Below are 12,216 nucleotides of genomic sequence, written 5' to 3'. Positions count from 1 at the left end.
CCGCAACCTCACAGCCCCGTAAACAGCCTCAACGCGGGTTCGTTCCTTGCGGCGCGGGCGGAGCAGCCGAGGCGGCCGCGGGGGCCGGGACGTGCTCCGGATTGAGCCAGCAAGCGTGGACACGCGCGTTCAGCGTTTCGGTGGCCTTGGGGTCGATGTTTCCCTGTCGCACCACGCACCTGAACGTCGTCTGAACGTGTCCGCCCGGACAGCCGAAACGATCGTAGAGCTCGAGGTGCCGGAAGGCGGTGTCGAGGTCGTCGCGCCACAGCAGGCTGACCACCCGCTCGCCCAGCCAGACGCATTCGGCGGCGGCCGCCGGACCCTGCAGCGTGCGGCCGGCCTCGACGATCTGATCGGTGCGGGTCTTGCGCTCGGTGCGGGCCGGATCGCCGGGCTGCGCCGGCGGCTGTGCCTGGCCCTGCGGCTGTCCCTGCTGCGCGGGCGGCTGCGGCGTCGCCTGCTCCGGCGGCTTCTGCTCGGGCGCCTGCGCCAGGGCCGGGCCGTGACAGGTGGCATACGAAACCAGAGCTGCAGCTGCGGCGACGGCAGCGACGCGCGAACCAGGAAGATACATGATGGTGCTGTTGGCCTGGGCGAGTTCGTCCATGACGGCGGCGAAGGCCATCGCGGACCGGGGAGGCATTACGGCATGGCGACAATGTCAATCTTGCGACGGAAGACCGGTCTTGTCTACTTGTCCGCATCGCAATCCCGGCCCTCCCGACGCGCGCTCGTGCGCCCCCTTTCGTGAGCTCTCCGGCGCTCGCCCGCGGCGCCGGACGTGAGACGATCGGGGCCCCGCGCGCCGTGCCCCTTGGCGCGGCGGCGGCGGCACGGTACGAGCCTGCCACGGTCCGCGTCCGGTTCCACGACTGCCTGCAGAAGTGCCCGCCTCATGCGCCTCCCTCTCGGTCTCATGGTCGTCGCCGTCGCGCTCGTGGCGGGCTTCTGGTGGTGGATCGGCCACCCGGTTCCGGTGGCGTCCGGCGCGCCCGCCGACCGCAAGCTCGAATGCATCTCCTACGCGCCGTTCCGCGGCGCCCAGAACCCGTTCGACCTGACCCTGAAGGTCGAGCCGTGGCAGATCGAGGAGGACCTGAAGCGGCTCGCCGCGGTGACGCGGTGCATCCGCACCTACTCGATCCGCAACGGCCTCGACCAGGTCCCGGCGATCGCCGAGCGGCACGGGCTGAAGGTCCTGCAGGGGCTCTGGCTGAGCAGTCATCGCGAGCTGAACCGGGCCGAGATCGCCGGCACCGTCGCGCTGGCGAAGCGGTTCCCGCAGGTGATCACCGGCGTCGTCGTCGGCAACGAGGTGCTGCTGCGCGGCGAGCTCTCCGCCGTCGACCTCGGCGCCATCATCCGCGACGTGAAGGCGGCCGTCCCGGTGCCGGTCACCTATGCGGACGTCTGGGAGTTCTGGCTGCGCAACCGCGACCTCGCGAGCGCCGTCGACTTCGTCACCATCCACATCCTGCCGTACTGGGAGGACATCCCGATTCCGGCCGAGGAGTCCGGCGCCCACGTCGAATCGATCGTCCGCAAGGTCGCCGAGGTCTTCCCGGGCCGCGACATCCTGGTCGGCGAGGTCGGCTGGCCGAGCGCCGGCCGCATGCGCGAGGCGGCGCTGCCGTCGCTGCGCAACCAGGCCCTGGTGGTGCAGGACGTGCTGGCGCGGGCGGCGCGGGCCGGGTTCCGGGCCAACATCATCGAGGCCTTCGACCAGCCGTGGAAGCGCATCCTCGAAGGCACGGTCGGCGGCCACTGGGGCCTGTTCACGGCGGGCGACCGGGTGGTCAAGTTCATGGTCGGCGAGCCGGTGTCCGACCATCCCGACTGGCCGAAGCAGGCCGGCCTGGGCATCGCCGTGGTGCTCGCCGTGTTCGCCGCCGCCATCCTGGTCGCCGGGGCCGGGCGCGCGCGGATCGCCACCGGCGTGTGGGTCGCGGTCGCCGTGAACGCCACGGTCGCCGGCGCGCTCGCCGGCTGGTCGGCCGAGAAGATCATGGTCGAGAGCCTCGGCTGGGGCGGCTGGGTGCGCGGCGCCGCCTTCGCGCTGGTGGCGCTCGCCGCGCCGATCGTCGGCGCCGGCCTGCTGGTGCGGGGCGAGCGGGTGCCCGGCTTCGTGCTGGCGCTCGGCGCCCGCCCGGACCGGGCCGGCGATCCGCTCCTCGCCGCCGGGGCGTGGCTGCTGGTGCTCACCGCGGGATTCGCCGTGCAGACCGCGCTCGGCCTGGTCTTCGATCCGCGCTACCGCGACTTCCCGTTCACGGCGCTGACCGCCGCCATCGTGCCGTTCCTGCTGCTGGCCGTCCTGGCGCCGGCCGGGCCGGGCGGAGGCGAGGCGGATGGCGAGCGGGCGGATGGCCCGGGCGCGGCCGGCCGCGGCGCGGCCGAGACGGCGACCGCCGTGGTGCTCGTGCTGTCGGCGGCGTTCATCGTCCTCAACGAGACGGTGGCGAACTGGCAGGCCGTGTGGCTCGCCGCCGGCTTCGTCGCCCTCGCCGTCACGCTTCGTCGCGTGCGGGTCGCGCCAGGCTCATGATCAGGATCGCCGCCCCGGTGCCGGCGAGGCCGGCATTGTAGAGCACGATGCCGAGCGCGCTCGCCGCGAGGCCGATGGCGAAGAGGAAGACCGACGGCCGGATCAGGTTGATCAGCGCGGCGCCGAGCGCCACCCAGCCGAACACCCCGACATTGAACAGGCGGGTCGCGGCCAGCCGCACCGTGCAGACCGCGGTCTGGGCGCCGGCGTCGCAGGCGAGCCCGACCGGCGTGTTCTCGATCACCAGGTAGCGCACCCAGAAGGCGCAGCCGAGCGCCAGGAAGCCGACCGTGATCAGCCCGTTGGTGGCGCGGCAGGAGGGCAGGAAGCGCGGACGCATGCGGAACCTTCTTCGGCTGGCGGCCGCACCGGCCGGGGTCGGCGGCGGACGCGACGCCACAGAAGCCGGATCGCGGCCGCGGCGCAAGCCCGCCGGGGACGTCGCCGGGCGCCGGAAGGCGACCCGTCAGGGCAGGTTGAGCATCTGCCCGTCGTAGGAGGTCGCCCGGCAGGCGACGCCGGCGATGGCGACCGAGGCGCACAGGCGCGACGCGGCGAGCGAGTTCGCCACCGGCCCGGCGACTAGGCGCATCTCGACGATGCCGGGCTTGCCGCCGTCGCGCAGCGCGATCGCCGGCTTGACCTCGGCGAGCAGGTCGCCGGCCTGGCTGTCGCGCACCTTGGCCCACAGCGCCCTGAGATTGTCGATGCTGTTCGGCCCGCCGATCTCGATGGCGAAGCGCGCGCCGGCCGGCGCCGCGGCGGCGGGCGCATCGGCCCGCAGCGCCGCCGCCTGGGCGCCGAGCGACTGGGCGTTGGGATTCGGCCGCGGCAGCGGGATCTCGCTCGGCGGCAGGCCGGCCACCGTGCCGGCGACAGAGGTGCCGGCGACCGCGGCGGCCGGTGGCTCCTCCGGGTGCGGCACCGCGACCGAGGCGCTCGCCATGACCGGGGGCATCGCGCCGCCTGCCAGCGGCTCGCCTGCCAGCGGGCCGGCCGTGTCGATCGGCGGCACGGTGCGCGGATCGACGGCGTGCGACCCGGCGGCCAGCGGCCGCGCGGCCGGCCCGGTCTCGGGCGGCCTGAACGTGCCGGGCGTGAGGACGGGAGGCAGCAGCATGAGGTCGCCGAAGTCGGAGCCGGCGGGGCCGCGCCTGGCCGGCTGGATCAGCGCGATCGAGCCGGTCAGGTCCTCGATGTGTCCCTCGAGCTTGGTCACCCGCTCGGCCAGCCGGTCGCGGTCGGCGGTCAGCGCCTTGACGGTCTCGCCGAGGCGCTTCGCCTCGCGCTCCGCCTCCAGCACCCGCACGAAGGTCTGGGCGGTCGCCTCGCGGGTCGCCTCGGTCTGGGCGGCGAGCGGCGCCGTGACGGCGGCGACCCGGCGCTCGCCCAGGTCGGACTGGGACTGGGCCGCCAGCACGGCGACCGCGAGCGCGCCGGACGCGGCGAGACCCCAGGCCACCAGCCGCAACAGCGGACCGAGGCCGGGCCGCTCCTCGTCGTCGATCAAGTGCTGTCGGGCCACGTCGGTCATGTCGCTCTAAGACTTCGAATCAAGTGACGGAAACGTACCAGAATTCGGTGACGGCCGCCGCTGCCCGCAACCGCCGATCCGGCTTTTCGCAGCGCGTTCGGCAGGCTATGAGGGCCCATTCTCCGGGCACCCGGCCGCCCGGCACCACGAGGAGTCGTCATGACGGCGCGGAGCTGCCTCACCGTTGTTCTCGCCGCCGGCGAAGGAACGCGCATGCGCGCGTCCCGGCCCAAGGTCCTGCACGCCGTCGCCGGCCGCACCCTGGTCGGCCACGTGCTCGCCGCCGTGCAGGCGACCGGCGGCCGGATCGCCGTGGTGGTCGGGCCCGGCGCCGACGCCGTCACGGCCGAGGTGAAGCGCGCGGCGCCCGATGCCGCGGTGTTCGTCCAGGCCGAGCGCCGCGGCACTGCCCATGCGGTGCTGGCCGCGCGCGCCGCGCTGGAGCAGGGGGCCGACGACATCCTGGTGGTGTTTGCCGACACGCCGCTGATCCGCCCCGAGACGCTGGCCGCGCTGCGGGCGCCGCTCGCCGCCGGCGCCGCCGTCTCGGTGCTCGGCTTCCGCCCCGCCGACCCGACCGGCTACGGCCGCCTGGTCACCGACGGCGCCGATCTCGTCGCCATCCGCGAGGAGAAGGACGCGAGCCCCGACGAGCGGGCGATCCGCCTGTGCAATGCCGGTCTGATGGGCCTGTCGGGCGCGCATGCGCTGGCGCTGCTCGACCGCATCGACGCGGCCAACGCCAAGGGCGAGTTCTATCTCACCGACGCGGTCGCGCTCGCCCGCAAGGCCGGCCTGCGCGCGGCGGTGACGGAGGCGGCCGACGACAGCGAGGTGCTGGGCGTCAACACGCAGGGCCAGCTCGCCGAGGTCGGCGCCGTGCTGCAGCAGCGGCTGCGCGCCGCGCTGCTCGACGCCGGCGTGACGATGGCGGCGCCCGAGACCGTGCATCTCAGCGCCGACACGGCGATCGCCCGCGACGTGACGATCGAGCCCTATGTGGTGTTCGGCCCCGGCGTGACCGTGGCGGAAGGCGCCGTCATCCGGTCCTTCTCGCATCTCGAGGGGGCCCGGGTCGGGCCCGGCGCCATCGTCGGCCCCTATGCGCGGCTGCGCCCCGGCGCCGTGCTGGAGAACGACGTCCATGTCGGCAACTTCGTGGAGATCAAGGCGGCGACCGTCGAGGCCGGCGCCAAGGCCAACCACCTGAGCTACATCGGCGACGCCCGGGTCGGGGCGAAGGCGAACATCGGGGCCGGCACCATCACGTGCAACTACGACGGCGTCCTCAAGCACCGGACCGACATCGGCGCGGGCGCCTTCATCGGCTCCAACTCGTCGCTCGTCGCGCCGGTGAAGATCGGCGACGGCGCCTATGTCGGCTCCGGCTCGGTGATCACGGCCGACGTCCCGGCCGACGGCCTCGCCGTCGCCCGCGGCCAGCAGACCGTCAAGCCCGGCTGGGCGGCGCGCTGGCGCGCCGTCGCCGCTGCCCGCAAAAAGCCTTGATCGGGGTTCGGAACCGGACCCCATCACCCGGTCGTTCCGGTGCGACCGCGCGGCCGGGATCACAGAGGCCCCCATGGACGTGACCATCCGGCCCGCCACCGCCGAGGACGAGGACGCGGTCGTCGCCCTGTGGCGGGCGTGTGGGCTGACGGTGAGCTACAACGACCCCGCCGCCGACTTCCGCTTCGCCCGCGGCCGCGGCGCCTCCGACGTGCTGGTCGGCGCCGATGCGGCCGGCCGCGTCGTCGCCAGCGTCATGGTCGGGCACGACGGCCACCGGGGGTGGCTCTACTATGTGGCGGCCGATCCCGAGTCGCGCGGCCGCGGGCTCGGCCGGCGGATGATCGCCGCCGCCGAGGACTGGCTGCGCGCGCGCGGCGTCGCCAAGGTCCATCTCCTGGTGCGCGAGACCAACACCCGCGTCGTCGGCTTCTACGAGCAGCTCGGCTTCGAGGTGGCGCCCCGGGTGATGATGAGCAAATGGTTGACCGGGGCGCCCTAGGCTCCCGGCCAGGACCGTCGCCCCGGGACCGGGCGCCGGTCGTCGTCCGACGGTCCCGCCGGGGCGCCGGCCACGGCTCGTCCGGTCCGGTCTCCCTGCCGCAGAAAGGTGCATCCCCATGTGTGGAATCATCGGAATCCTCGGGCGCGAGCCGGTCGCGGCCCAGATGGTCGACGCCCTCAAGCGGCTCGAGTATCGCGGCTACGACTCGGCCGGCATCGCCACCCTGGAGCACGGGCACCTGACGCGCCGGCGCGCCGAGGGCAAGCTGAAGAACCTGGAGCACCGGCTGGAGCACGAGCCGCTCGCCGGCACGGTCGGCATCGGCCACACCCGCTGGGCGACCCACGGGCGGCCGAACGAGGTGAACGCCCATCCGCACGCCGGCAAGCGGGTGGCCGTGGTCCACAACGGCATCATCGAGAACTTCAACGAGCTGCGCCGCGAGCTGGAAGGCAACGGCGCCCGCTTCGCCACCGAGACCGACACCGAGGTGGTGGCGCACCTCGTCGACCACCTGATGGCGACCGGGCTGGCGCCGGCCGAGGCCGTCCGGGCGGCGCTGCCGCGGCTGCGCGGCGCCTTCGCGCTCGGCTTCATCTTCGAGGGCGAGGAGGACCTGCTGATCGGCGCCCGGCGCGGCTCGCCGCTGGCGATCGGCTACGGCCAGGGCGAGATGTATCTCGGATCCGACGCCATCGCGCTCGCCCCCTTCACCTCGACCATCAGCTATCTCGAGGACGGCGACTGGGTCGTGCTGAAGCGCGGCGGCGCCCAGGTCTACGACGCGGAGGGCCAGCCGGTGAACCGGCCGGTGATGCGTTCGGCCGCCTCGGCCTTCCTGGTCGACAAGGGCAACTACCGCCACTTCATGGCGAAGGAGATCCACGAGCAGCCCGAGGTGGTCGGCCACACGCTCGCCCACTACGTCGACTTCGCCGCCGAGCGGGTGGTGCTGCCCGAGCTGCCGTTCGACGTGCGCACGCTGGAGCGGGTCACCATCGCGGCCTGCGGCACCGCCTATTACGCCGGCCTCACCGGCAAGTACTGGTTCGAGCGCTTCGCCCGGCTGCCGGTGGCGGTCGAGATCGCCTCGGAGTTGCGCTACGGCGACGCCCCGATGGCGCCCGGCAACCTCGCCGTGTTCGTCTCCCAGTCGGGCGAGACCGCCGACACGCTGGCGACGCTGCGCCACGCCAAGGCGAACGGCCAGCACGTCGTCTCGGTCGTCAACGTCCCCACCTCGACCATCGCGCGCGAGAGCGACGTGGTGATGCCGACGCTGGCCGGCCCGGAGATCGGCGTCGCCTCGACCAAGGCCTTCACCTGCCAGCTCGTCGTGCTGGCCTGCCTCGCCATCGCGGCCGGCCGGGCCCGAGGCAACCTCTCCGAGGAGGACGAGCGGCGGCTGGTGCGGGCGCTGGTCGAGGTGCCACGCCACATGACGGCGGCGCTGGCGCTGGAGCCGGACGTCGAAAAGCTCGCCCGCGACATCGCCAAGAGCCGCGACGTGCTCTATCTCGGCCGCGGCACCTCGTTCCCGCTCGCCCTCGAAGGGGCGCTCAAGCTCAAGGAGATCTCCTACATCCACGCCGAGGGCTACGCCGCCGGCGAGCTCAAGCACGGGCCGATCGCGCTGATCGACGAGACCATGCCGGTGATCGTCATCGCGCCGCACGACCGGGTGTTCGAGAAGACCGTGTCGAACATGCAGGAGGTGGCGGCCCGCGGCGGCCGGATCATCCTGGTGACCGACCCGCAGGGGGCCGCCGAGGCGACCGTCGACTCGCTCGCCACTCTGGTGCTGCCGCACATGCCGGCTTCCGTCACACCGATGGTGTATGCCCTGCCGGTGCAGATGCTCGCCTACCATGCTGCCGTCATCATGGGCACCGACGTCGACCAGCCGCGGAACCTCGCCAAATCCGTCACGGTCGAATAGATTCGGGGCCATGCCCGGCGGCGCGGCGACGCGCCGACCCCCGCGTGACGAGACAGGGCCGAGAACCGTGACCGAGACGTCGAAGCCGCCCGCCGACAAGTCCGACAAGCCGATCCTGCATCCCGATCCCCGTCCGGGGGCGGGGGCACGGCTGCGCAACTACTTCCTGACCGGCCTGGTGGTCGCCGGGCCGGTCGCCATCACGCTGTGGCTGACCTGGTCCTTCGTCACCTGGGTGGACGCGCTGGTGCAGCCGTTCATCCCGATGCAGTACCGGCCCGAGACCTATCTGCCGTGGCGCATCCCCGGCACCGGCCTGATCATCGCCTTCCTGGCGCTGACCATGCTGGGCTTCTTCACCGCCAACCTGGTCGGCCGCACCCTGGTCGAGTTCGGCGAGCGGCTGCTCGACCGCATGCCGCTGGTGCGCTCGCTCTACAAGGGCCTCAAGCAGGTGTTCGAGACGCTGTTCTCGGAGACCGGGTCGAGCTTCCGCAAGGTCGCGCTGATCGAGTTCCCGTCGCCCGGCATGTGGTCGCTGGTGTTCCTCTCGGCGCCGCCCGGCCAGCAGGTCTCCGAGCGGCTGCCGGCCGAGGAGCACGTCTCCTGCTTCATGCCGTGCACCCCCAACCCGACCACCGGCTTCTTCTTCTACGTGCCGAAGAGCCGGCTGATCGAGCTCGACATGTCGGTCGAGGCGGCCGCCAAGCTGGTGATGTCGGCCGGCATGATCCAGCCCAACGGCGACGGCCAGAAGAAGCTCGCGGCGCTCGCCGCCGCCGCGCAGACCGTGCAGGCCGCCCAGGCGGCCGGCCGTGCCGCCGCCGAGGCGGACGCGGACGCCGGCGAGACGCCGCGCAAGGCCGAGGTCGCGGCGGGGTAGGGCGATGGTGGAGGTGATCGCGCGCGGCCGCCTGCGCGGGGCGCGCGCCGCCGAGGCGCTGAGCGCGCGGCTGCTGCTCACCCAGCGCGCGACCCGGGCCCTGGAGGACTGGTGCGGCGAGCGCGGCTTCGCCTCCGGCCGCATCACGGTGCGGCGGCACGACCCTCCGGCCCCGGCGATCCTGGATGCGGGCAGCCTCGCGGCGCTCGGCGGCGACGCCCATGGCCTCACCCTCCGCCGGGTCGACATCCGGCTCGGCGGGATCACCCTGGTCGACGCCGTCAACTGGTACTTCGCCGACCGCCTCACCGCCGCGATGGGCGAGCTGCTCACCGGCGACACGCCCTTCGGCGAGGCCATCGCCGACCTGGCGCCGCAGCGGCGGACCTTCCATGTCGCGGTCGCGCCGGCCGAGGTGATCGAGGCGGCGGTGCGGGACCCGGCCGACGCGGCGGCGATTGATCGCCCGCCCGTCCACGTGTTCGAGCACCGCGCCGCCCTCGCACTGCCCGACGGCACGCCGATCGCCGTGGTGCACGAGCGGTACCGCGCCGTGCTGGTGGGCTAGGAACGGCCGCGCCGTCACGTGGCCGGGCGGGCGCTGCACGCCGCGCCCGGACGACGCAGCGTTCGACGATCAGTCGAACAGCTTGTCGGCGGCCGTGATCACGCCGATCGAGGGGTTCTCGGCGCAGTAGGCGGCGAGCTTCTTGGTGTTGGATTCCAGCCGGTCGGTGTCGATGATCGGCGGGTCGTCCTCGTCGCGGTAGTAGGCGTCGAGCCAGGCCAGCGTGATGGTGATGTCGTCCTTGCTGCTCGACAGGAACTGCTTGCAGCTCATGGTCGACAGGTCGAACTTCTCCGCGGCGGCCGGCGCGGCGGCCGCCGCCGCGAGGACGATGCCGATCGAGGCGGCGGAGACGAGCCGGGTCACGGGGGAGAGACGGATCATTCAGCGCTCCTGGGCAGACGGGTCCTGGTCGGGCGACGGCCTTGCCGCGGCCGGTTCACGCGCCGGATTATGCTGAACGGGCGGGAGTTTCGCCCGCCCGAACTGCACGATCTTACCGGTCCGCCCCGCACGTTGCCGTGATCTGACCGCCCTCCGCCGCCGTCGTCTCGGCCGTAGCCCGCGAGGAGCGCAGCGGATCGCGGGACCGCCACTCGCCACCCTCCGCGTCATCCCGCCCGCAAGAGCCGCACCGCCTCGTCGCGGCCGAACAGGTAGAGCAGCGTGCGCAGCGCGGCGCCGCGCTCGGACGCGAGATCCGGGTCGCGCTCCATGATCAGCCTGGCGTCGTCGCGCGCCGCCTCCAGCAGCTCCCGGTGAATCTCGACGCGGGCCACGCGGAAGCCGGGCAGCCCGCTCTGGCGGGTGCCGAGCACGTCGCCCTCGCCACGCAGCTTCAGGTCCTCCTCGGCGATGCGGAAGCCGTCCTCGGTCTCCCGCATGGTGGCGAGTCGCGCCTTGGCGGCCTCGCCGAGCGGCGCCTTGTAGAGCAGGAGGCAGGTCGACTTCTCCGAGCCGCGGCCGATGCGGCCGCGCAGCTGATGCAGCTGGGCGAGGCCGAAGCGGTCGGCGTGCTCGATCACCATCACGCTGGCGCGCGGCACGTCGACGCCGACCTCGATCACCGTGGTGGCGACCAGCAGCATGGTCTCGGCGGCGGCGAACTTCGCCATCGCGGCGTCCTTCTCGGACCCGCGCATCTTGCCGTGCACGAGGCCGACGACGCCGTCGCCGAACACGCCGGCGAGATCGCGAAACCGGTCCTGCGCGGCGGCGAGATCGACGGTCTCGGACTCCTCCACCAGCGGGCAGACCCAGTAGACCTGACGGCCGTCCTGGATGGCGCGGCCGACCGCCGCGACCACGTCGTCGATGCGGTCGAGCGCCACGGTGCGGGTGTCGATCGGCTTTCGCCCCGCCGGTTTCTCACGCAGCTCCGAGACGTCCATGTCCCCGAAATAGGTCAGCACGAGCGTCCGCGGGATCGGCGTCGCCGTCATCACCAGCACGTCCACGGCGCGGCCCTTCTGGGCGAGCGCGAGGCGCTGGTGGACGCCGAAGCGGTGCTGCTCGTCGACCACCGCGAGCGCCAGATCCCTGAACGTCACCTCGTCCTGGAAGATCGCATGGGTGCCGACCAGGATGTCGATCGCGCCGTCCGCCAGCCGCGCCAGCGTCTCGGTCCGCTCGCGCCCGCGCTCGCGGCCGGTCAGGATGGCGACGCGCAGCCCGGCTTTTTCCGCCAGCGGCGTGATGGTCTTGAGGTGCTGGCGCGCCAGAATCTCGGTGGGCGCCATCAGGGCCGCCTGGCTGCCGGCCTCGACGGCGGCCGCGCAGGCGAACAGGGCCACCACGGTCTTGCCGGAGCCGACGTCCCCCTGCAGCAGCCGCAGCATACGCTCGGGCTTCTCGAGATCGGCGGCGATGTCCTCGACGGCTTTCGCCTGCGAGGCCGTGAGGGTCCAGGGCAGGGCGGCGCGGAGCTTGTCGCGGATGCGGCCGTCGCCCGTGGTCGAGCGGCCGACCGCCTTCTTCATGCGGGCCCGCACCATCATCAAAGCGAGCTGGCCGGCCAGAAACTCGTCGTAGGCGAGGCGCGACCACGACACGCTCTCGGGCGAGAGATCGACGGGCGCGCTCGGCCGGTGCACGGTGCGCAGCGCCTCCGCAAAGCCCGGGAAGCGCCGCGCCGCCAGGAAGGCCGCGTCCTGCCATTCGGGCAGCGCCGGCAGCTTCGTCAGCGCCGCCTCCACGGCGCGCCGCACGCCCCACGGCGACAGGCCCTCGGTGAGCGGATAGACCGGCTCCACGGCCGGCATCTTGGCGACGTCCTGCTCGGTGACGACGCGGTCGGGATGCACCATCTGCAGCATCCCGTCATAGGTCGCGACCGTGCCCGAGACCCAGCGGGTCTCGCCCACCGGCAGGAGCTTCTCCACCATCTCGGGCCGCGCCTTGAAATAGGCGATGATCAGGTCGCCGGTGCCGTCGCTGGCATAGACCAGGTACGGCGCACGCGAGCGGCCCGGGGCGGGCGGCCGGTGGCGATCGACCGTGACCAGCACGGTCGCGATCTCGCCCGGCTTCACGTCGCGCAGCATCGGCCGGGCGCGGCGGTCGACCACCCCGCTCGGCAGATGGAAGACGAGGTCGAGCACCCGCGGCTCGTCGCGGTCGAGCAGCCGGCGATAGAGCTTCTCGAACTTCGGCCCGATCCCGGACAGGGTGGTGACCGGGGCGAACAGGGGATTGAGGGCGTCGGGGCGTCGCATGGGCTGATCGGCTCGG

The 12,216-nt window shown here is 73.1% G+C and carries 11 protein-coding genes; 6 read left to right on the top strand and 5 right to left on the bottom strand.

From position 1 onward, the window contains the following. Positions 1-28: 28 nt before the first annotated feature. A complete protein-coding gene (locus J2S22_RS28880) occupies positions 29-628 on the bottom strand; it encodes a beta-1-3, beta-1-6-glucan biosynthesis protein (RefSeq protein ID WP_272780084.1) in 600 nt (199 codons plus the stop codon). A 270-nt stretch (positions 629-898) separates the two neighbouring features. On the opposite strand from J2S22_RS28880, the gene J2S22_RS28875 reads away from it, so the two are divergent. Further along, positions 899-2,548, top strand: a complete 1,650-nt coding sequence (locus J2S22_RS28875; RefSeq protein ID WP_272780083.1) for a glycoside hydrolase family 17 protein — start codon at positions 899-901, stop codon at positions 2,546-2,548. On the opposite strand, the gene J2S22_RS28870 is transcribed toward J2S22_RS28875, so the two are convergent. Together J2S22_RS28870 and J2S22_RS28865 are read right to left on the bottom strand one after the other, a co-directional pair. Further along, positions 2,511-2,888 (bottom strand): hypothetical protein, encoded by a 378-nt coding sequence (locus J2S22_RS28870; protein WP_272780082.1) that lies wholly within the window; start codon positions 2,886-2,888, stop codon positions 2,511-2,513. The genes J2S22_RS28875 and J2S22_RS28870 overlap by 38 nt on opposite strands. 126 nt (positions 2,889-3,014) lie before the next feature. Then, positions 3,015-4,082 carry a hypothetical protein gene (locus J2S22_RS28865; RefSeq protein WP_272780081.1) on the bottom strand — a complete coding sequence of 356 codons (1,068 nt, stop codon included), beginning with the start codon at positions 4,080-4,082 and terminating at the stop codon, positions 3,015-3,017. Between the two features lie 159 nt (positions 4,083-4,241). Between J2S22_RS28865 and glmU the strand changes: the two genes are divergently transcribed. The 5 genes from glmU to J2S22_RS28840 all read left to right on the top strand — a co-directional run bounded on the left by glmU (position 4,242) and on the right by J2S22_RS28840 (position 9,486). After that, on the top strand, positions 4,242-5,591 hold the full coding sequence (glmU, locus tag J2S22_RS28860; protein ID WP_272780080.1) for a bifunctional UDP-N-acetylglucosamine diphosphorylase/glucosamine-1-phosphate N-acetyltransferase GlmU: 1,350 nt from the start codon (positions 4,242-4,244) through the stop codon (positions 5,589-5,591). Positions 5,592-5,664: 73 nt separating this feature from the next. Continuing rightward, the gene (locus J2S22_RS28855; protein ID WP_272780079.1) at positions 5,665-6,093 is read left to right on the top strand and encodes a GNAT family acetyltransferase; all 429 of its coding nucleotides are present in this window, start codon (positions 5,665-5,667) and stop codon (positions 6,091-6,093) included. Positions 6,094-6,211: 118 nt separating this feature from the next. Then, complete coding sequence (glmS, locus tag J2S22_RS28850; RefSeq protein WP_272780078.1) at positions 6,212-8,035, top strand: glutamine--fructose-6-phosphate transaminase (isomerizing); 1,824 nt, start codon at positions 6,212-6,214, stop codon at positions 8,033-8,035. A 67-nt stretch (positions 8,036-8,102) separates the two neighbouring features. Beyond that, positions 8,103-8,918 carry a DUF502 domain-containing protein gene (locus J2S22_RS28845; protein ID WP_272780077.1) on the top strand — a complete coding sequence of 272 codons (816 nt, stop codon included), beginning with the start codon at positions 8,103-8,105 and terminating at the stop codon, positions 8,916-8,918. A gap of 4 nt (positions 8,919-8,922) precedes the next feature. Then, positions 8,923-9,486, top strand: a complete 564-nt coding sequence (locus tag J2S22_RS28840; protein WP_272780076.1) for a hypothetical protein — start codon at positions 8,923-8,925, stop codon at positions 9,484-9,486. Positions 9,487-9,555: 69 nt separating this feature from the next. Here J2S22_RS28840 and J2S22_RS28835 read toward each other — a convergent pair whose 3' ends face one another. Both J2S22_RS28835 and recG read right to left on the bottom strand, forming a co-directional pair. Beyond that, positions 9,556-9,870, bottom strand: a complete 315-nt coding sequence (locus J2S22_RS28835) for an HdeA/HdeB family chaperone (protein ID WP_272780075.1) — start codon at positions 9,868-9,870, stop codon at positions 9,556-9,558. 227 nt (positions 9,871-10,097) lie between these two features. Continuing rightward, on the bottom strand, positions 10,098-12,200 hold the full coding sequence (recG, locus tag J2S22_RS28830) for an ATP-dependent DNA helicase RecG (RefSeq protein WP_272780074.1): 2,103 nt from the start codon (positions 12,198-12,200) through the stop codon (positions 10,098-10,100). Between the last annotated feature and the right edge of the window lie 16 nt (positions 12,201-12,216).

This window comes from Rhodoplanes tepidamans (assembly GCF_030813915.1).
In the GTDB taxonomy this organism is placed as follows: Bacteria; Pseudomonadota; Alphaproteobacteria; order Rhizobiales; family Xanthobacteraceae; genus Rhodoplanes; species Rhodoplanes tepidamans.
The sequence above is the reverse complement of the archived record's forward strand: the minus strand, read 5'-3'. Positions and strand labels throughout refer to the sequence as shown.